Origin of the sequence: Planococcus halocryophilus, from assembly GCF_022489025.1 — a bacterium.
Classification (GTDB): Bacteria; Bacillota; Bacilli; order Bacillales_A; family Planococcaceae; genus Planococcus; species Planococcus halocryophilus_A.
In genome coordinates this window covers 35,343-54,274 of record NZ_JAKVTG010000006.1, presented here as the reverse complement: position 1 = coordinate 54,274, position 18,932 = coordinate 35,343, and the positions used below count along the sequence as shown (strand labels likewise).

The following is an 18,932-nucleotide window of genomic DNA, read 5'->3' as shown; positions in this document are numbered from 1 at the left end:
CCTTATCAAGCAATGCCATTAAGAATTAAATCGCTATATATACGCGCTAATTGATCCGGTGAGACCTTGCCTAAAGGGTTAAACCATTGATAACTCCAATTCGTGACACCTAAAATAGCAAAAGCGACCATTTCGGGTTCAAGTCCACCTCGAAACTCCTGTTGAACGATTCCTTCACTTATAATTTCCTCCAAGTTTTTCCGGAACATCTCACGTTTCTTTTTCACTTTTACCGCATTGTCTTTACCAAGATGACGCATTTCCCTGAAAAACACTTTGCCACTTGGTCCATGATTTGCAATATCTACAATTAATAAAGCAATAAGTTGTTCTAGTTTCATACGACTGCTGTGATTTTCTTGACTTATAGCTCTTTGTCGCTCTAATAGTTCGTCGATATAACTTATGTGAATATCCATTAATAACTGTTCTTTACTGGAGAAGTGATAGTAAAAAGTCCCTTTAGTCACCCCTACCTCTTCGACAATATCTTGAATAGAGGTTTCAGTGAAACCTTTTTTCTCAAATAACAAAATACTTGTTTGTTTAATTTTATTTTTCATGATTGTTCGCCGCCATTCGTTTTCCTATGGACTAAAGAACGTGCATGCCACCATCAACAACAACGACATCTCCCGTTATGTAATCCGATGCTTTAGATGCCAAAAATAAAGCAGTTCCTTTTAAATCTTCTTCTGTTCCAAATCGATTCAAAGGTGTTTTGGCTAGCAAACCTTCCTGACCTCGTTCTATTACTGCTTTAGACATTTTAGTTGGAAAGAAACCGGGTGCTATCGCATTTACATTAATATTATGTTGACCCCATTTTGCAGCTAAGTCTTTTGTGAAAGTGATGACTGCACCTTTGCTGGTATTGTAGCCGATGGTGTCCATCAACGTTGGATCAATTCCACCCAATCCAGCAACCGACGCAATATTAATGATTTTCCCACTGTTTTGTTCAATCATTGTTTTTCCAACTTCGCGACTCATTAGGAAAGTGCCCGTTACATTTACATCCATTACTTTTTTCCACGCATCTAGTGGCATATCAATAACAGGCGCTCCCCAAGTTGCACCAGAATTATTCACCAAAATATCAATTGATCCAAATTTTTCGAGCGTTTTTTGAATCACATTTTCTACATCTCTTTCATTCGTCACGTCACAAGCTAATGCTAAAGTCTTCACACCCATTTGCTCGAGCTTGTTCGCCGTTTCTTGGCAAGCTTCGATCTTTCGAGAACAAACGACAATATTTGCGCCCGCTTCAGCAAAAGCTTCAGCCATCATTGCCCCAAGACCTCTGCCTCCTCCTGTAATAATCGCTGTCTTTCCATCTAACTTGAATAAATTCATGACGGTCATTTTTCGTCCTCCTTATAAACAATTTCATACTGACTAGTCGGTATGTTCAGAATACTTAAACTTCATGTTAGCCCTTTCAATTTTTTATTGCAACAAGCAAACGACAAAAAAACAAGCGGGCTCATTACTTGAGTAATAAGCCCGCTTGTTTCTTAATTATCGTTAGAGTTTTCATCTTCTTTGTTTTTTTGTTGATCGTCCTCTTTGGCTGCTTTATCCGCTTTTTTAAAATCTTCATTGTAATGTACTTCTTGTGCTGATGTTAAATCTAAATCTTTATCTGACAATTTTTCATGCGGTTCTTTTTCGCTACTCATTTTCACCAATCCCTTTCTGATTTTAATATCTATCCTTCTTTAATGCCTTTTTTCCCGCTCAGTTCATCATTAAACATTTCGCTTTTTAAGAGTGTTGAAATTTGATAGAGATCCACATTTCCACCAGACAAAACAACAGCAACTTTTTCATTTGACTTCCCAACTTTACCGGCCATTACAGCTGCAAGAGCTGTCGCTCCTGATGGTTCTACTAACTGCTTGGTGCGTTCTAAAAGAAATTGAAATGCCTCTTTTATTTCTTCTTCAGAAACTAAGACTAGTTCATCTAAATGCTCGCTTATAATAGGAAACGTCAAATTCCCAGGTTGCGAAGTGCGTAGTCCATCTGCAATGGTGGATGTTCCTGAAATCGCCGTAATTACTCCATCTTGAAGCGATAGGTACGTATCATTTGCACTTTCTGGCTCTACACCTATAACACGAACTTCAGGTTTCGAGTTCTTGACTGCGCATAAAATTCCACTCATCAACCCGCCTCCCCCGACCGGCGCGACGATTACCTCAATATTTGGCAACTGTTCTAAAATTTCTAACGCAATTGTTCCTTGTCCCGCAATCACCGCCGGATCGTCATAAGGAGGAATATACACACCGTTTCTTTCTTTGGCGCGTTGCTTAGCTCTTGGTATCCGTTCAGCAGATGTCAGTCCGCAATACTCGATTTCTGCGCCATAACTCTTAATAGCCTCTACTTTAGCTCGGCTCGCATCTTCTGGCACTACAATTACTGCTGGGATGCCTAACTGGTCAGCAATATAAGCTACAGCCTGCCCGTGATTTCCAGATGAAGCGGCTGTGATAAAGCGTGCACCTTCTGCAACTGCCTGCATCACAGCATTTGTAGCTCCTCGTATTTTAAATGACCCCGTTTTTTGGAGATGCTCGGCTTTTAAAAACACTTCCATTTCACAATGCTCATTTAATTGTGATGAAGTAATAATTGGCGTCATGTGAATACTATGCTGAATTTTTTCGTGTGCTTTTTTTACGTCATTTAAACAGACCACTCCATCTACTCCTTTAACTTTTAGTATTTTGATACATTCACCATATCTTATCACGTCTAACAATATAAAATTAATTATTCCGATAACTAAAGCGAGTATTAAAGCTATTCTCTTTCCTGTAAACTAAAATTGTACGATTTGAAAGGGGTGGGTCAATTGTTGAAACGACTGATAGTCACCGGTTATAAACAACATGAACTTGGCATATTCGATGAAAAAAATCCCGGTATCCGCTTTATTAAAAAAGCGTTAGAGAACCGGTTTCGCGCTTTGCTTGATGAGGGGTTAGAATGGGTTATTGTAAGCGGGCAATTAGGGGTCGAAACTTGGGCTGCAGAAGTAGTTCTCGATATGAAAGAAGAATTTCCTCAATTGAAATATGCAGTGCTGACACCATTTCTTGAACAGGAAAAAAGGTGGAACGAAACCAAGCAGGAAAACTACCGGATGATAATCGATCAAGCCGATTTTCATCGGAGCTTAACGAGCAAACCATATGAAGCACCTTGGCAATTTATCGAGAAAAACAAGTTTTTTTTACGTAACTCTGATGGCATCTTAATTCTTTACGACGAAGAAACAGATGGCTCTCCTAAATTCATAAAAAAAGAAGCAGAGCGTTATGCAGAGAAGTCTGACTATCAAGTGTTGACCATAACAGGGGATGACTTACGGGTTGTGACAGAAGAAGAACAAATGAATGATTGGGACCATTAATAACGAATATCCCTCCATCCTCCGGTTGACTACGTCGCTTCTTTTAGGTAACCTTAACAACTATGTTAAAAAACTATTACCAGGGGGAACTATGAAAAAAGCTTCGAAAGTCTTTTATATTACATTTGCGCTAATCATCTTGACTGTCGCATTTGGGGTCATTGCACCTGAAACATTTGAATCTGCTACCGGCAGTATTCGCAACTATATTAATACAGCATTCGGTTGGTATTATTTGATGATAATGGGTATTTTGATGATTTTTGTCGGCATCATTATTGTCAGTCCATATGGAAAAATCCGCCTTGGGAAAGACTCGGATCGCCCAGAATTTTCAACATTCAGTTGGATTTCTATGCTGTTTTCTGCAGGAATGGGTATTGGTCTTGTCTTCTATGGTGCTTCCGAGCCGCTATCTCATTTTGCTGTTCAACCACCTACAGCTGAACCAGGCACCGATGAAGCTTTCAAAGAATCATTACAACGGACTTATTTCCATTGGGGCATTCATATTTGGACGATGTATGGGATGGTCGCTCTATCTTTAGCCTTTTTCCAATTCAGAAAAGGAGAACCTGCCTTAATTTCTTCCACATTGAAGCCGATTTTTGGAGATAAAATGAATGGACCACTAGGGACGCTCGTTGATGTGCTTGCTGTTTTTGCAACAGTTTTTGGTGTGGCAACTTCACTCGGCTTTGGTGCTGCTCAAATTAATGGAGGAATCGCCTATCTGTTCGGCGCACCACAAGAATACTGGGTGCAAATGATCATCATTGGAGTTGTCACCATTCTATTCATCATTTCTGCATGGTCAGGGCTAAACAAAGGCATCAAATATCTGTCTAATGTCAACATGATTGTCGCTGTTGTTCTATTGATATTAGTTTTGATATTAGGACCTACCCTTTTAATCTTGAACATGTTCACCGAAACTTTCGGAGAATATATTCAAAACCTAATCAGCATGAGCTTTAAATCTGCTCCACTGGATGCCGATAATCGCAGCTGGCTAGACGGCTGGACGATTTTCTATTGGGCATGGTGGATTTCATGGGCACCTTTTGTCAGCATGTTTATAGCTCGTATCTCAAAAGGTCGTACAATTCGCGAGTTTCTTACCGGGGTAGTAATTGCCCCGACAGTATTCGGTTCAATCTGGTTTGCGACTTTTGGAACAACCGCTATCAACCTACAAAAAAGCGGCATCGACTTGACTGCTTTCCCAACTGAACAGACGTTATTTGCGATGTTCAACGAACTACCTTTTGGATTTGTCATGTCGATTATCGCAATTTTGCTCGTTAGCACATTCTTTATCACATCAGCTGATTCAGCTACTTTCGTGTTAGGAATGCAATCAACACGCGGATCATTATTGCCAAGCAATCAAATTAAAATTTTATGGGGAATTGCGCAATCGATGATTGCTGCAATCTTATTATCCGTAGGTGGTTTGGCAGCCGTACAAAATACAATCATTATCGCGGCATTGCCATTCTCTTTTGTTATCATTCTAATGTTGTTTGCTTTAGTTAAAACATTGAACCTAGAATTACAAATGATGAAAAAATAAAAAATACGAAAAGCCGTCTTCAGGAAGAATTCTGAAGACGGCTTTTCGTATAGCTTAACTCAAAAGGGTTGGGGTATACATAAGCGCATTTTTTCACACTTAACAATTTATAGAATTTTCTATAGCCTAGGCTCTGCCAATAAAACAGATTGTGCTATTTACGTTTCTAAAGTTCTCCGGTCATGTGAAATTTGATACGCATGGTGACGAAAATTTAATATCCGATCCTCTGAACATTCAATTCCATCTGTCACAAGTGTTGGATCAAAAACAACTTCTTCTGCTTCTTCTGCAGCTTCTATAATTGTCAAAGTTCCCAAAGTCAGTTTCTCTCGATCCTGTGGCCATTCTTTTGTCGGGTCATCGGTGGGATCTTCTGGTTGACCCAATATGACATCCAATCGGAATTTCACAGGTCCTTTTGCGACACGTTCTTCTATATCTCTTTCAAAAGTACCTGAAGACAAGGAAATTGCATCGAGTGGAGACAAGGTATCTACTTCTTCTGGTTGCCAGAGATATTTAATGGGTTGTCGTTGCCCCTCTTCATTAATAAAATAAAAGGCATGAATAGCATAATATTGACCCGTAGCAAAACTAGAAGGCGCTTGCATTTTCCAGATATTAGTAAGCATGGCTCCGCTTTCGGGATAATCCGCTAACAACCCTACCAACTCTTTAAAGCTAGGCTTCCCTTTCTTAAAAGACTTTACAACACCGAGCATTTCACTAAAAATCTCAGGTGTTTTAGCAAAAAAGATAGGTGAGGTGACGCCTACAATATTTGTTACTTTTCCATTCGGTAAAAGGAATTGAACAGCCATTCCCTTTACCGGAGACATCGCATCCGTCCATTTCGGGTCTGGAGAAAAATGCGAAAAACGTACAACGGCTTCGCTTTCTCCTTCTTGAAAATGCGTCGCTTTAGTTAAATGATTAGCTGAGCCTGTCGCAGTAAAGTGAGCTCGATAACTCTTCCCTCTTGCATGAGCTCGGCGGTACCCCGCTGGAACGTCAAATACTTTTTCAATTCGATCAATCGTTGTTTTTGCTAATTCATCCATTTCATCACCTCTTATGGTCATTCATACCCCTTTTCTCCATATTTAACATCGTTATTTTAAAAGTTTAACCTAAAAAAAGGCGACCCCTAGAGGTCGCCTTTTGCTTATTATTGTCTAAATTCACCATCGTTGATGTTGTATAAGTAACTCCAGTTATCGGCTTTGTACAATTGATGAAAAGTAAGTCGATCTCCTGTACCAAGAATTACTTCTTCTTCAACAATTGCTACTATCATCGCAGTACCTGTGTTATCCAAGTTCAAGTAAACATCTCCAATAGAAGGGCGAATTGCACTCTTTTCACGCAATACTTCTTCTAATTGAGCGTCTTGCTCCAACTGTTCAGCTGAAACTTTAGATTTATCAAGGTAGATGATATCATTGCTGCCCGCTGCTTCTTCAGGAGACATAACGAGAAACTCTTTTGCTTTCACGGTATTTTGACGCGTCGTAATTACATTGTTTCCTTCAACAGACTCTACTTTTTCGAACTCATTCAACGAATAATGATCCATATAATCCGGGTCTGGTTTCGTGATTAAGATATAACCGCCTTCTTCAGCTGGTTGGTTCTCAAGTAACGTATACCGAGATCCAAAAAACAAGAAAGAGTCCATATGCTTCGGTTTGTAAAGTGTGATTTCTTCCGCTTTGCAGTCTACTTGCTCCATATCTTTGACACGGAACATCAACACTGACTTTTTAGCCAATGGTTTTACAGAGTACACCTTGTGTAACTCATTTTGATAATAAACAAATTGCCCTTTTCTTACTTGAAGTAATTTCATCATTAACCCTCCGATACTATCATTGCCATGGCTTTATTCTAGAGGAAAAATCGACAGAAGTCCATGCAGGCACTCGAATTGTTTGGTATGCTACTTATCATTAAACTATTAATGGCGGAGGCTCTAGACATGAATAATGAAAATCGAGATGAATATATCATCAAAAAATATCAACAAGATGAGCAAATTATGGTTCAGCTTTTTGTTCAATGGTGTATAAACTATAACTTAGACCCAGCTGAACTATATCAGCGTGCATACCCAGGCCAACTCCAAAGCCCCGTTTTGACTGATGCCATTGAGCAGTCGGATTCAGAGGAATTAGCTATTGACCATCACACCTTATTGGACGTTCTACAGCTTTTTGGCAATGATGATTTGGCTTTTGTTGTTTCAGAAGAAATTGAAAAACTTTAAAAAAGTAAAGGTCTAGTGCTAACACACTCGATCTTTTATTTTGTTCGTTTTCTCAACTCTTTTGCTTTTTGTTCAATATGGCTAGTTCGTAAGTTTTCATATCGATTAGATGCAATATTGCTGTAAAGTTTATCGAAGTTCGACTCTTCTTTAACGGGTTCAATTTCCGGCTCAGGTTCAACCACTTCTGCTTTTGGCTGTTCAACTTGTTCTGCTTCGTTTTTGTTTTCTACCATTATCAAGCACTCCTTCTCTAACTTTTTTCAAATTATTTCGCAAAGGAAGCTGGCATAACCACCGCTGTTACTTCGCCTGTTGCACAAAGTGTATCGCCAGCGTAAACCTCTGTTCTCACTTTGAATTTCTTTGGATGAATTTCTTCGATTTTCCCTACCGCTTTCAGCTCGATGCCTTGAGGAGTTGGTTTTAAATAATCTACATGCAAAGAAGCGGTAACAAATCGCGGTGGTGCTTCGCCACTCCCTGGTTCAAAACCATTTTTTCGATGAAGTGCTAAAGAAGCTGATCCTGTTCCATGACAATCTACTAACGAAGCAATCACGCCACCATAAACAAATCCAGGAATAGCTGTGTGCTCTTCTTTTGGTTTATACAAAGTGACTGTTTCCTCGCCATTCCAGACTGTCCGAAATTGATGTCCTTCCTTATTAAGTCGTCCGCAACCATAACACCATGCAAAGTCTTCTGCATACTCGTCTTGTATAGCGACTACCGAATGTTCTTCCATGACTGATTCCCCTTTTATAAAATTAAAAGTTATCTAAATGCAAACTCGTTTTGATAAAAGCTTATACAAATAGACTACACTAAAAAATCTGATAGTTCAAAATCCAAAGAAAAAAGCATGATCCTTTTCATCAGATCATGCCTTTTTCTTTTTCCATCTCTCGAAAATCCTGAGAGATTTTTTGCACGCGGAAAATCTTATTAAATTCTTTCTACAAACTGAAAATCTCTGACGAATACGAAACCCTCGTCATTGCAGTTTAGTTACGCTGACTGTCATTTGCCAATAAGGCAATTAGGTTCACATCTACTTCTCAGTGAATTTTTGGTTCTGCAGTCAGGCTTTCAATTGCACTTCCACAAAAAACTTACAACTTACTGTTTGAAACACTTTCCGGATAGAAACCCGATTAACTATGGTTCCTGACAAGAGTGAATATCGTCAGTAAAGCAAATTTCCCGCCAAGGCTGTGCAGTTTCTCGTTAAAAGGCGATTCTGAATCGAATCCAGTCGTGTCTTTCAACGGTAATTCCGCCTTGTATTTATATAGTACCCACCCTTATGATAGACTTAAACCTATTTTTTAATTTTTTTTTATATTCTTAACTATTTTTTTTACATTTCTTCAATTGCCTATTATACTAATAATTAGTTCGAAATCCGTAATACATAGAGGAGAGATTTATTTGGTTAAAAGTTTACCTGTACGCTCAGCTGTTCCTGTCGAAGAAACATGGGATTTATCCAGTCTAATTAGTAGTTCACCTGACTTCAATCAACAATTAGAAGACTTAGAACAACAAGCAGAAGCTTTAAACAAAAACTTTCAAGGCACAATTATGGATACCAAAACAATTACTCTGGTCTTAACAGCGTACATGACGTTTATGGAAAAAATGGTTTTATTGAGTACTCATGCAAATTTAACAGCAAGCACAGATCAAACCAATGACGAAGCTCAATTACAAGCAAGTAAATTTGGAGCTACTGCCGCTAAAATCGGTAGTCAATTGTCTTTTATCACAAGTGAGCTTCTCGCTTTACCAACTGAAACACTCGAGAAAGCGATGGAAGAATCAACGGAATTCCGTGTATTCTTAAAAAAATTACTTCGTAAAAAACCTTATCAATTACATCCAGAAGCTGAAAAAAGTTTAGCTGCTTATTCTTCTACTTTTAGCGCACCTTATGGACTTTACAATACAACGAAAATGGGCGATATCGATTTTGAAGACTTTGAAGTAAACGGCCAGAAGTACCCTTTAAGCTATGGCTCTTTTGAAGGTGACTGGGAAGCTGAAACAAATACCGAACTCAGACGTGCAGCATTTGATGCTTTTTCTAAAAAATTAAAAGAGTATCAACAAACAACAGCAAAAACTTATGATATGCAATTGCAGATGGAAAAAACCACTGCCGATTTGCGGGGTTATGACAGTATTTTTGACTTCCTTTTATTTAGTCAAGAAGTAGACCGTTCTCTTTACGATCGCCAAATTGATTTGATCACGTCAGAATTAGCACCTCATATGCGAAAATACGCGAAATTATTGCAGAAAGTTCATGGACTTGATCAGATGACCTTTGCTGATTTGAAAATTTCTTTAGATCCAAGCTATGAACCGGAGATTACAGTAGCTGAATCCAAACAGTATATTGACGATGCGCTTTCGATTATGGGACCTGATTATCTGGAAATGGTTGATCGTTCTTATTCTGAAAGATGGATTGATTTTGCACAAAACAAAGGAAAATCAACAGGTGCTTTTTGTTCAAGTCCTTACGGCGATCATCCCTATATTTTGATTTCTTGGACAGGTCGTATGAATGAGGTTTTTGTGCTGGCTCATGAACTTGGTCACGCTGGACATTTTTATCATGCACATCAAGAACAAAATATCTTTAATGGAAGACCTTCTCTTTACTTTATTGAAGCACCTTCAACAATGAACGAAATGCTCGTTGCTAATCATTTATTGAAAAACTCAGAGGATCCGAAATTTAAACGTTGGGTCATTTCATCAATCGTTGCCAGAACTTATTACCATAACTTTGTTACTCATTTGCTTGAAGCCGCTTATCAGCGTAAAGTATACGAGCGCATTGATGCAGGACAAAGTGTGAATGCCGGAATTTTGAATTCGATCAAACGTGGTGTACTAGAAGAATTCTGGGGAGATACTGTAGAAATAAATGAGGGTGCCGAGTTAACTTGGATGCGCCAACCGCATTATTACATGGGCTTATACCCTTACACGTACAGTGCTGGTTTAACCATCTCCACACAAGTATCTAAACGCATTTTAAAAGAAGGACAACCTGCTGTCGATGAATGGCTAGAAGTTCTTAAAGCTGGTGGTACTAAAAATCCAGTCGAACTAGCACAAATGGCCGGCGTCGACATCACCAGCGAACAACCGCTCCGTGACACCATCGCCTATATCGGCGAACTGATCGATGAACTCGTGAAACTAACAGAAGAAATCGAAGCTGAATAGAAAAGCATAAGCGGCTGTATAGTCCCGACAGGCTTAAGACAGAACACGCAGGAAATCCCGATTTCCGTAGTGGGCTGACTTAAGACCCCGAGGGACTGGCCGCTGGAGCTAGACAAATAGAAAAGCATAAGCGGCTGTGTAGCTCTGCCGGGCATAGGACAGATTGGCGAAGCGGTGTTCTTTGCCGCACAGCCAAAATGGCTTATGACCCAAAGAGCTAGCCGCTGGAGCCTAGACAATAACAAAAGCCGGACGCATTTACTACTCGCGTCCGGCTTTTGTTATGATGTCTTTTTCCGCAACAATAACTGTTCTACAAAAATCGCAATAATGGTTCCGGTGATTAATCCATTTGATAATGTCGCTGCGATAACCGATGGCAAGTTGGCCATGCTTTCTGGGGAAACAAACATAATCCCAACTCCACTCATCAATCCGAAAGCTGCCACTTTATAAGAATGTAGCCTGTCTTTTTCATTTTCTAATTCAACAAAAGCCATCTCAACCATTTTGGTAAATACCGCAAAGATAACAGCATAGGCTACCGGAGCTGGAAGAGAAGCCAGAATTGCCATGAGTGTCGGAAAAAAACTAATCAACACTACTAGCATGCCTCCGAAAATAAAAGGTCTAAGCGTAGGTGTTCTAGTCGCACTAACAAATCCAGCCGCTCCTGAAATCGGCACGGGTCCGATAGAAGAAAACAATCCCGCTACAATATGATTAATACCCGAGGCTGCTGATGCTTGTTTAACTCGGTCAGGCGCATGAATCGAAAAGGAATTCTTTAGTACACTTTCCATAACGCGAATCGACGCCATCATATTGGCAAGCAACAAAATCGTTAAAAACAAGGCAGTTACAAACATGCCACTATCCCAGATTAACGGCCCAAAAACGAGCATCTCTGGCAAGGATATTAATGCACCTGTGCTCTCTGCAGTTTCTGGTAATTTGCCAAGAATCCAGAAAATGAACCAACCTGTAGCAATTGCAAACAACACCGAGTAACGGCTAATCCATGGCATTTTATGATTCATGAAAAAGAAAGTTAATAGGATAACTATTATACTACCTAGCAAGACCGTGCCATCTACTGGATCTCCTTCTGTTACGATGCCCAATAAACCTGCAATAATCGACTCACTGATTTGAAGGACCAATAACAAAAGATAAACAAAAGTGATAGTTGGGGTAAACAAAACTTTTAGCTTATCAACGAGACCTGTATAGGCAAACACGATAAACAACACGCCACTGTACAATAACCCGCTTTGCAAGGCTTGAAGAGATTCTTCCATAGTTGCATACATAATGCCGACTAATCCAGCGTAAACAATAAATATTCCCCACCATAAGCCGGCTGGTCCTTCATTGATTGGCATACGGTGTCCAATAAAGGCTTGTACTAAACAAGCAATTCCTAAAACAAACATCGTGCGCTGTAAGAAGAGAGCGGTATCCGTTGTATCCATGCCAAAAATACTGGCAATTGCGATTGGTGCTGCGATGGAAGAAGCAATTAGAAAAACCGCCCATTGCACTCCGCCAAAGATATTCTTCATAAACAATGCCCCCATCTCTTCATTTTCATCAAGTGATTCCAGTATACACCTAGTGAAAGAACCAAAAAAAGACCTGACGGCTGTCAGGTCTCTTTTTTCTCACGTGTTTTCTTGTCGTTTGCGTAATCTGCTGCTTTTTGCGGTTCTAAGATTTCTTCTTCTGTCTGGCCTTCGTCAAAACCGTCTTTATAAACAACGGGATAACCTTGCTCTTCTAAACTTTTCACTTGCTTACGTGAAGCTTTAACTAATAACCGTACGATCAGTACAGACAATATGAATATAATTACGACAGAAATAATCCCAGGGATGTATTCCGATTTGTCTTCAGGAAAATATAAAAAATCCATTGTGTTGATTCCCACCTTTAAACCTCAAGTTTCATCTTATTATACATGATTCATGTTGCTGTTTAATTAAGGAACGTGAACATTTCATGGCAGATGTTCTTCAATAGTTGATAACTCCATGAATAGAAAAAGCCGATTTTCTTAGAAACCGGCTTTTTCTAACTATAGATGATTTTCAGAAACAACGGTAAACCGTCTATTTTGATGCTCCCCACTTTCGATTTCATCGACAAGCGCAATAGCGTAATCAGCATAACTAATATAACTCTTGCCTTTACTATTGACGATAAACCCATCATCACCTTTTTGATAACGACCTGTACGGTGACCTTTCGGATCGAAAAATGCTGCCGGGCTCAAAAACGTCCAGCGAATTCCTTCTGCTCTTTCCAAATCAGCTAAATTTTGCGCTTGGCCATTAGCAATTGATTTAAATGCTTCAGGAAACTCGGGAGTTTCTGCTAGACGAGTTGTTCGTGCTTCATCCACAAATAAACTGCCAGCACCCCCGACTACGATCAAGCGAGTATTTGGTGCACCTTTAAGTGCATCAATCAAAATTTTGCCTGCTTCAATATGTTGTCCTGCCTTTTCAGGTGGTACACCAAATGCATTGACGACCACTTCAAATGGAGATAAATCTTCCGCCGTTAAACTAAAAACATCTTTTTCGACAATTGGCACATTTAGATTTTCTGCTTTTTGTGAATCTCTAATAATCGCAGTTACTTCATGGCGCCTTCTTAGCGCTTCTTTTAATATCAAATTACCCGCTTTTCCTGTTGCCCCAATAATCCCTATTTTCATCTTATTCTCCTCCAGTCTTTTTTCTCTAGACAGACAATAAAAGAATCAGTTTTCTCCTAAGTAATTAGACCGTGGCGATATTTTCAATTTGCTTAGCATGTACTTAAAGAATAGAAGGAACCTATTAGGTATACAAACTATCTGCTTATCTCTGCAACATCAAATTTGATAGGTTTTACCGATTACCGCAAACTCGACTTCACCGGTGTAAGTAGATTTTGCCGATTCTAAAATTTCATTTAACTCGCCGTATTGCGGAAGGTGCGTCAATAGCAATTGCTTGGCATTAGCCTGTTCAGCAAGTTTCCCCGCTTGGCTACCACTCATGTGGCCCCCAATAATACCAATATACTTTTCGTATAGATTCGACTCTGCGACTAAAAGATCCGCTCCCTGTGAAAAATCGACCAATTCATCTTTCCAAGCGGTATCTGCAGTAAATACAGCCGTTTGATCGTTTGCAGTAAATCTCATAGCCAAACAATAGACAGGGTGAATCGTTTCACAAAACGTAACTTGCCACGGTCCAAGCTCCAGTGTTTCCGAAGCTTGTATCGCACGACCTTCTGTAACGCCTTTATAAGAAAGCTTGTTAAATTCTTCTAGATCTTTATCATGCGCATAGATGTATAGTGGCGTATTCCACTCTTTCAATTGCATACCAACCATGGCAGCATGTTGCAATACACCAATATCAGCCACATGATCCGGATGGTAATGACTGATGATTACCGCATCTAACTCACGTAATTCCGTATAATTTTGAACAGCTCCTAATACACCACTCCCACAATCCACTAAACAACGAAAGCCATCTTGTTCGATTAAAAATGCGGAAGTTGCTTCATTTTTGTTGGGATAACCTCCCCAAATACCAATTGGAATAACCTTCAAAAAAACCACTCCTCACTTCACTTTTCTTTAGTATAACTGATTATTGGACACTTTTTGTTTAAGCTTTAATCCGCTGTGGTATGCATAGTAATAAGAAATTAATTGGAGGGATTACATTGACTTTGAAAATGACAGTCGAAAACGCACTTCAAGCAAAATCGGAAATTGAAAAATTAGAAACACAAGGCTATACGCACGATGATATCTATATTTTTGCACATGATAAAAAACGTGGCAAAGATATTACAAAAGCATTGGACACAGAAGAAGTAGGCATGAAAGAACAAGGCTTTTTAGACAGCATGAAAAATATGACTGTTTCACGAGGCGACGAATTACGTGCTAAAATGGCAGCAGCTGGTTTATCCACACAAGAAGCAGCAGAGTACGAAGAAGAACTTGATAAAGGCAAATTAGTTATTATCGCAAACAAAGATTTAAACTAGTTATTTGTTAAAGCATCGCCAGTTGAAACTGGCGATGCTTTTTTGCGTACTTCTCCCGCCATTTTTCATTATTCTTAACTGTTTAATTTTACGTACTCTAATCCTTAAATTCACCAAGCTACTTATATTACTATTGCTTTTTCAATTGTACTGCTTCACTTCTTTTGTTATATTTAAATAAGAATTTTACAATTTTTAAAAAACTTACCCATGCATTAACAGCATCTAGGAGGAACATCATGAAAAGTTTAAGAATGGGTAGTGCCTTTGTTGGCATCATCGTCGGAGCCGGATTTGCTTCGGGTCAAGAAATTCTCCAATACTTTACAAGCTTCGGCTATATGGGAACAATCGCAGCTATTCTTGCAACCGCTTTATTTGCCTATTTAGGAATGAGTTTAACTCGGCTTGGAAGCCGGATGAAAACAACGTCACATAAAGAAGCCATTTTTGGAATCAGTGGAAAAGTAATTGGTTCTATCGTTGATTACATAATTATCCTAACTTTATTTGGAGTAGGCGTTGTTATGATTGCCGGAGCAGGTTCGATTTTCTCACAGCAATTCAATTTACCTGCTCCACTTGGCAGTACAGTCATGGCGATTTTAGTTGCTTTGACGATTATGTTAAACGTAAAAAAAGTAATCGCCATCATCGGCAGCATCACGCCATTTTTAATCATTGCCGTTATCGGTCTAGCCGCCTACAGTCTTTGGACGATGGATGCCACTTTCGCATCATTAGACCCAATTGCAAACGATCAAGAGTCGGCTTTGCCAAACTGGTTCCTATCTGCCATTAATTATGTATCGTTTAATATTGCCGTCGGAGCTTCAATGGCAATTGTAATGGGCGGAACTGAAAAAGACGAAAAAGTTGCAGCACGTGGTGGCTTGATTGGCGGTCTGATTCTAGGTGGCCTTATCATCTTGAGTCATTTGGCGATTTTCTCACAAGTCGATGTAGTCGGCAGCTCAGCAATGCCATTGCTACTAATTGCCGATAACCTCTCCCCTATTCTCGGTATTTTTATGTCTTTCATTCTTTTCGGTATGATTTACAATACCGCAGTCAGCATGCTCTTTTCATTCTCGGCGCGCTTTGTGGTAATGGGCACAACAAAATCTCGAATTTTCATTACTGCTGTTGTGCTTGTCGCCTATGTATTAAGCTTTGTCGGGTTCAAAAACCTTGTCAGTCTGTTTTATCCAACCATTGGTTATCTCGGCCTATTTCTCGTCGGAGCTTTAATCGTCGCCGACATCCGAAAACCACATAAAAAGAATCTTCACTAACTAAAAATCTTCTCCAGCCGTCAAAGCCTGATCTACTGCTTTGACGGCTTTTTTATGGTACGGTAAAAAGAAAAGCGGAGGCAGCCATGTAGATTCGACAGCCTTAAGACGGAAGGAGTCTAGTGTATGAATCAATTTATCAAAACACCTCAGCAGCAATTACTTATCGATCAAATTCGTTCCTTGCAACCAGTTTTCCAATCTCGTGAGCCGGAACTGGATGAGCGCGGCTCTTTCCCTTTTGAAAACATCAACGATTTGAAAAAAATGAATTATCATACCTTGACTCTTCCTAAAGAACACGGCGGGCAAGGGTTTGGACTATATGAATACGTATTAGCACAAGAAGCGATAGCGGAAGGTTCTGGAGCGACTGCTCTATCAATCGGATGGCATGTTGGCATTGTTTTGGAATACACTGAAAATCACCATTGGCTTGAAGAACCTGCAGATTGGCTAATGGCCGAAATCGCAAATGGTGCATTCATTAATACTGCTGCAACAGAAGCAAACGCTGGTAGCCCTGCTAGAGGCGCATTGCCTCGCACCACGGCTGTTAGCGACGGCGACTCATATATTGTCACCGGGCAAAAAACCTACACTTCCATGGCACCTGCACTCGATTATATTTTTGTAACGGCAACTACAGAAAATGACGAAGTCATCACAGTTGTTATTCCACGTCAACTTGACGGCGTATCAATAGACGAAACATGGGATATGCTAGCGATGAGGGGCACTGCAAGCCATACCTTACTTCTCGATCATGTCCGGATTCCCAAAACCTATACGCTGAAACGTTCAAGAGTTACAGCTACCGCTAAAGGCTGGCTGCTTCATATTCCTGCTTGTTATATCGGAATTGCTGCCGCTGCAAGAGCGTATGCAGTGGAGTTTGCAGCTAATTACAAGCCAGCATCACTTGGAAAACCTATTGCCGAGACACCAGCTATCCAACAAACAATCGGTGAAATGGAACTACAGCTGACTACCGCTCGGCACCTTTTATATGGCACTGTAGAACGTTACAATTTAACAGACAATAAAGCAGAAATGGATGAAGCTTTAAATATAACGAAAATAGCCGTAACCCATGCCGCCATGGAGATAGTAGACAAAGCGATGAAAATTGTCGGATCTCGCGCACTTTCAGAAGCCAATCCGATGCACCGCCATTACCTAAATGTCCGTGCTGGTCTTTACAACCCACCTATGGAAGATATGGTTAAAAGCCAATTGGCTGCACAAGCAATCCAGCAATTTACTCAACAATTGGAAACCGAGGTGAAATAAATGACGAAAACAATCGTTTGGATTGATGATACCGAGATACACGCTTCTAACTTTAAAGAAGAAACGAATGAACAGCATAAACGAAAAATCTCTTTCGACTTTAAAGTGACGAGCAAAGAGTACCACGACATTGCTACACTTTTGTATAAAATGTCTTTCCGAATCCGCATACCGTCTCTAGAGGCAGAATTTCAAGCGTCCATTTCCGATTATTCCACATCGATTACAGATTTGTACAAACCCAATCAAATAGCTGATTACCATTTAGAATTGATTGAAGAAAACTAATTAGGAATCAGAAAGTGAAGAAATCCAGATCCTCATAAGAGAATCTGGATTTCTTCTACTTCCGCTTAAAGCGGCTACCTTTTTTCTTTTTTCTTAGTCTTGCCATCAATTCTTCAGTCTGCTTTTCTCTTATGAAGGATGTTTCGTCGTCTAATGTGACTGCTAACTGACCGTTTTCTGCATAAATGGTAAACCAGGAATTGACTTTACTCCCTGTTGGCAATCGGTTGGCAGGTAAGATCAATTCAAGTCTTTCTTCTTCTACTAAAATGACTGCATATAGGTCATCTTCAATACGGTCCAAAATCCCTTTCATCCTATTACCCTCCTATGCAAGCTAGGTCCTGTTCTTGAATAGCATCTAGCGTGCCTTGCCCAATTCCTTTAATATCGATTAATTGTTCTATATTTTCAAATGGCCGCTTATCGATAATCGCTTTTGCATACGTTTCGCCTATTCCTGAAATCTCCTGTAATTCTGCTGAGGATGCGATGTTTATATCAATGCATCGATTCTGCCCTTCGGTTGGCACACCTTCTTGCTGCGTGTTAACGGTGTAGGCTTTACCATCTGTTTCAATCACAATCGTCCCGTTTACATCTGTCCCGTATACTTCTGTTCCTTCATTTTCTACAACTGCAATTACTTCCGCATGTGGGTGCCCGTATGAATTATCAGCTCCCGCACTATAAATCGCAATTTCAGGAGTCACTGCTTTTAAAAATGCCAAACTTGTTGATGTGTTAGAACCGTGATGCCCTAGATGTAGGATTTTTGCATTGAGGTCAATGCCCGTATCAATCATTTCTTGTTCTTCTTTAACCCCTGCATCTCCAGTAAAGATAAATCCGACATCTCCATATGTCATTTTTAATGATACGGATTCTTCGTTAGGGGAACCGGTGATTTCGCTCGGATGCAGCACTTCGATTTGAAGAGAACCCACATCAAAAACATCCCCCGTTCTCGGTTCAACATATTCTGTATCACTCGCTTCGATTGCCTGCAACGCATTAGTGAACGTAGCAGAGCTACTTGAATTGCCAGACATCCATACTTCACCAACATCAAATTCTCCAATCACCTGTGCCAGCTGCCCAATATGATCAGCATCTGGATGAGTGCCTACAACAATATCAATATTCTTAATCTCTTGTTGTTTTAAATAATCGACTACTTCGGTTGATTTCCAATTTCCCGCATCAATTAATATTGAAAATCCTTCAATTTCCAACAACGTAGAATCTCCTTGCCCAACATCGATATAATGGACACGCATTACTTCTTTACCATTATCAAGGACCATTGGTTGTTCTGACTTTTCTTGGTTTTCTTGATTGTCTTCGCTTTCTTCTTTTGGTTGCTGAGTTATGTCCGTACAATCTGTCAGCAATCCTAGACTAAAGGTTATCAGTAGTAAGATCCATGCAATCTTTTTCAAAAACTCACTCCCGTTCTTCAGTGAATTTTAC

At 39.8% G+C, this 18,932-nt stretch carries 22 protein-coding genes; 8 read left to right on the top strand and 14 right to left on the bottom strand.

Annotated features, from left to right (window positions below; translation table 11 throughout):
• Nucleotides 1–5: 5 nt before the first annotated feature.
• The 4 genes from MLE13_RS08880 to MLE13_RS08865 all read right to left on the bottom strand — a co-directional run bounded on the left by MLE13_RS08880 (nt 6) and on the right by MLE13_RS08865 (nt 2,713).
• Nucleotides 6–563 carry a TetR/AcrR family transcriptional regulator gene (locus MLE13_RS08880; RefSeq protein WP_240749372.1) on the bottom strand — a complete coding sequence of 186 codons (558 nt, stop codon included), beginning with the start codon at nt 561–563 and terminating at the stop codon, nt 6–8.
• Nucleotides 564–594: 31 nt separating this feature from the next.
• Complete coding sequence (locus tag MLE13_RS08875) at nt 595–1,368, bottom strand: SDR family oxidoreductase (RefSeq protein ID WP_240749371.1); 774 nt, start codon at nt 1,366–1,368, stop codon at nt 595–597.
• Between the two features lie 152 nt (nt 1,369–1,520).
• Nucleotides 1,521–1,685: a YfhE family protein gene (locus MLE13_RS08870; protein ID WP_240749370.1), complete on the bottom strand. Its 165-nt coding sequence runs from the start codon at nt 1,683–1,685 to the stop codon at nt 1,521–1,523.
• Nucleotides 1,686–1,714: 29 nt separating this feature from the next.
• Nucleotides 1,715–2,713 (bottom strand): threonine ammonia-lyase, encoded by a 999-nt coding sequence (locus tag MLE13_RS08865; RefSeq protein WP_240749369.1) that lies wholly within the window; start codon nt 2,711–2,713, stop codon nt 1,715–1,717.
• 156 nt (nt 2,714–2,869) lie between these two features.
• Between MLE13_RS08865 and MLE13_RS08860 the strand changes: the two genes are divergently transcribed.
• Both MLE13_RS08860 and MLE13_RS08855 read left to right on the top strand, forming a co-directional pair.
• On the top strand, nt 2,870–3,430 hold the full coding sequence (locus MLE13_RS08860; protein WP_240749368.1) for an SLOG family protein: 561 nt from the start codon (nt 2,870–2,872) through the stop codon (nt 3,428–3,430).
• Between the two features lie 91 nt (nt 3,431–3,521).
• Nucleotides 3,522–5,006, top strand: a complete 1,485-nt coding sequence (locus tag MLE13_RS08855) for a glycine betaine uptake BCCT transporter (RefSeq protein ID WP_240749367.1) — start codon at nt 3,522–3,524, stop codon at nt 5,004–5,006.
• A 158-nt stretch (nt 5,007–5,164) separates the two neighbouring features.
• Here MLE13_RS08855 and MLE13_RS08850 read toward each other — a convergent pair whose 3' ends face one another.
• Together MLE13_RS08850 and MLE13_RS08845 are read right to left on the bottom strand one after the other, a co-directional pair.
• Nucleotides 5,165–6,070 carry a catalase gene (locus MLE13_RS08850; protein ID WP_240749366.1) on the bottom strand — a complete coding sequence of 302 codons (906 nt, stop codon included), beginning with the start codon at nt 6,068–6,070 and terminating at the stop codon, nt 5,165–5,167.
• Between the two features lie 107 nt (nt 6,071–6,177).
• Nucleotides 6,178–6,858 (bottom strand): hypothetical protein, encoded by a 681-nt coding sequence (locus MLE13_RS08845; RefSeq protein WP_240749365.1) that lies wholly within the window; start codon nt 6,856–6,858, stop codon nt 6,178–6,180.
• A 129-nt stretch (nt 6,859–6,987) separates the two neighbouring features.
• Here MLE13_RS08845 and MLE13_RS08840 point away from each other — a divergent pair, with 129 nt between their 5' ends.
• The gene (locus MLE13_RS08840) at nt 6,988–7,275 is read left to right on the top strand and encodes a hypothetical protein (RefSeq protein ID WP_240749364.1); all 288 of its coding nucleotides are present in this window, start codon (nt 6,988–6,990) and stop codon (nt 7,273–7,275) included.
• Nucleotides 7,276–7,310: 35 nt separating this feature from the next.
• Here MLE13_RS08840 and MLE13_RS08835 read toward each other — a convergent pair whose 3' ends face one another.
• Complete coding sequence (locus MLE13_RS08835; RefSeq protein WP_240749363.1) at nt 7,311–7,511, bottom strand: hypothetical protein; 201 nt, start codon at nt 7,509–7,511, stop codon at nt 7,311–7,313.
• A 32-nt stretch (nt 7,512–7,543) separates the two neighbouring features.
• A complete protein-coding gene (locus MLE13_RS08830; RefSeq protein ID WP_240749362.1) occupies nt 7,544–8,023 on the bottom strand; it encodes a PaaI family thioesterase in 480 nt (159 codons plus the stop codon).
• 686 nt (nt 8,024–8,709) lie between these two features.
• On the opposite strand from MLE13_RS08830, the gene pepF reads away from it, so the two are divergent.
• Nucleotides 8,710–10,521: an oligoendopeptidase F gene (gene pepF, locus MLE13_RS08825; protein ID WP_240749361.1), complete on the top strand. Its 1,812-nt coding sequence runs from the start codon at nt 8,710–8,712 to the stop codon at nt 10,519–10,521.
• A gap of 281 nt (nt 10,522–10,802) precedes the next feature.
• On the opposite strand, the gene MLE13_RS08820 is transcribed toward pepF, so the two are convergent.
• The 4 genes from MLE13_RS08820 to MLE13_RS08805 form a co-directional block, all read right to left on the bottom strand.
• Entirely contained in the window at nt 10,803–12,086 is a 1,284-nt protein-coding gene (locus MLE13_RS08820; protein WP_240749360.1) for a purine/pyrimidine permease, read from the bottom strand.
• Nucleotides 12,087–12,169: 83 nt separating this feature from the next.
• Nucleotides 12,170–12,436 (bottom strand): hypothetical protein, encoded by a 267-nt coding sequence (locus MLE13_RS08815; RefSeq protein WP_240749359.1) that lies wholly within the window; start codon nt 12,434–12,436, stop codon nt 12,170–12,172.
• A gap of 162 nt (nt 12,437–12,598) precedes the next feature.
• The gene (locus MLE13_RS08810; RefSeq protein ID WP_240749358.1) at nt 12,599–13,243 is read right to left on the bottom strand and encodes an NAD(P)-dependent oxidoreductase; all 645 of its coding nucleotides are present in this window, start codon (nt 13,241–13,243) and stop codon (nt 12,599–12,601) included.
• 159 nt (nt 13,244–13,402) lie between these two features.
• The gene (locus tag MLE13_RS08805; protein WP_240749357.1) at nt 13,403–14,137 is read right to left on the bottom strand and encodes an MBL fold metallo-hydrolase; all 735 of its coding nucleotides are present in this window, start codon (nt 14,135–14,137) and stop codon (nt 13,403–13,405) included.
• Between the two features lie 116 nt (nt 14,138–14,253).
• On the opposite strand from MLE13_RS08805, the gene MLE13_RS08800 reads away from it, so the two are divergent.
• The 4 genes from MLE13_RS08800 (at nt 14,254) to MLE13_RS08785 (ending at nt 17,459) form a co-directional block, all read left to right on the top strand.
• Nucleotides 14,254–14,583: a general stress protein gene (locus tag MLE13_RS08800; protein ID WP_008431229.1), complete on the top strand. Its 330-nt coding sequence runs from the start codon at nt 14,254–14,256 to the stop codon at nt 14,581–14,583.
• Between the two features lie 239 nt (nt 14,584–14,822).
• The gene (locus MLE13_RS08795) at nt 14,823–15,878 is read left to right on the top strand and encodes a YkvI family membrane protein (protein ID WP_240749356.1); all 1,056 of its coding nucleotides are present in this window, start codon (nt 14,823–14,825) and stop codon (nt 15,876–15,878) included.
• A gap of 126 nt (nt 15,879–16,004) precedes the next feature.
• Nucleotides 16,005–17,171 (top strand): acyl-CoA dehydrogenase family protein, encoded by a 1,167-nt coding sequence (locus tag MLE13_RS08790; protein ID WP_240749355.1) that lies wholly within the window; start codon nt 16,005–16,007, stop codon nt 17,169–17,171.
• The gene (locus MLE13_RS08785) at nt 17,172–17,459 is read left to right on the top strand and encodes a DUF3219 family protein (RefSeq protein WP_240749354.1); all 288 of its coding nucleotides are present in this window, start codon (nt 17,172–17,174) and stop codon (nt 17,457–17,459) included. It begins immediately after the preceding gene.
• Nucleotides 17,460–17,514: 55 nt separating this feature from the next.
• Here the strand turns inward: MLE13_RS08785 and MLE13_RS08780 are convergent, their stop codons facing one another.
• On the bottom strand, nt 17,515–17,775 hold the full coding sequence (locus tag MLE13_RS08780) for a DUF3006 domain-containing protein (protein WP_240749353.1): 261 nt from the start codon (nt 17,773–17,775) through the stop codon (nt 17,515–17,517).
• Between the two features lie 4 nt (nt 17,776–17,779).
• The gene (locus MLE13_RS08775) at nt 17,780–18,901 is read right to left on the bottom strand and encodes an MBL fold metallo-hydrolase (RefSeq protein ID WP_240749352.1); all 1,122 of its coding nucleotides are present in this window, start codon (nt 18,899–18,901) and stop codon (nt 17,780–17,782) included.
• Nucleotides 18,902–18,932: the final 31 nt, after the last annotated feature.

Excerpts from the sequence above, each read along its gene's own strand:
- MLE13_RS08880 (WP_240749372.1), bottom strand. The coding sequence starts at position 563 with ATGAAAAATAAAATTAAACAAACAAGTATTTTGTTATTTGAGAAAAAA.
- MLE13_RS08875 (WP_240749371.1), bottom strand. The coding sequence starts at position 1,368 with ATGACCGTCATGAATTTATTCAAGTTAGATGGAAAGACAGCGATTATT.
- MLE13_RS08870 (WP_240749370.1), bottom strand. The coding sequence starts at position 1,685 with ATGAGTAGCGAAAAAGAACCGCATGAAAAATTGTCAGATAAAGATTTA.
- MLE13_RS08855 (WP_240749367.1), top strand. The coding sequence starts at position 3,522 with ATGAAAAAAGCTTCGAAAGTCTTTTATATTACATTTGCGCTAATCATC.
- MLE13_RS08850 (WP_240749366.1), bottom strand. The coding sequence starts at position 6,070 with ATGGATGAATTAGCAAAAACAACGATTGATCGAATTGAAAAAGTATTT.
- MLE13_RS08845 (WP_240749365.1), bottom strand. The coding sequence starts at position 6,858 with ATGAAATTACTTCAAGTAAGAAAAGGGCAATTTGTTTATTATCAAAAT.
- MLE13_RS08840 (WP_240749364.1), top strand. The coding sequence starts at position 6,988 with ATGAATAATGAAAATCGAGATGAATATATCATCAAAAAATATCAACAA.
- MLE13_RS08835 (WP_240749363.1), bottom strand. The coding sequence starts at position 7,511 with ATGGTAGAAAACAAAAACGAAGCAGAACAAGTTGAACAGCCAAAAGCA.
- MLE13_RS08830 (WP_240749362.1), bottom strand. The coding sequence starts at position 8,023 with ATGGAAGAACATTCGGTAGTCGCTATACAAGACGAGTATGCAGAAGAC.
- MLE13_RS08820 (WP_240749360.1), bottom strand. The coding sequence starts at position 12,086 with ATGAAGAATATCTTTGGCGGAGTGCAATGGGCGGTTTTTCTAATTGCT.
- MLE13_RS08815 (WP_240749359.1), bottom strand. The coding sequence starts at position 12,436 with ATGGATTTTTTATATTTTCCTGAAGACAAATCGGAATACATCCCTGGG.
- MLE13_RS08810 (WP_240749358.1), bottom strand. The coding sequence starts at position 13,243 with ATGAAAATAGGGATTATTGGGGCAACAGGAAAAGCGGGTAATTTGATA.
- MLE13_RS08795 (WP_240749356.1), top strand. The coding sequence starts at position 14,823 with ATGAAAAGTTTAAGAATGGGTAGTGCCTTTGTTGGCATCATCGTCGGA.
- MLE13_RS08790 (WP_240749355.1), top strand. The coding sequence starts at position 16,005 with ATGAATCAATTTATCAAAACACCTCAGCAGCAATTACTTATCGATCAA.
- MLE13_RS08785 (WP_240749354.1), top strand. The coding sequence starts at position 17,172 with ATGACGAAAACAATCGTTTGGATTGATGATACCGAGATACACGCTTCT.
- MLE13_RS08780 (WP_240749353.1), bottom strand. The coding sequence starts at position 17,775 with ATGAAAGGGATTTTGGACCGTATTGAAGATGACCTATATGCAGTCATT.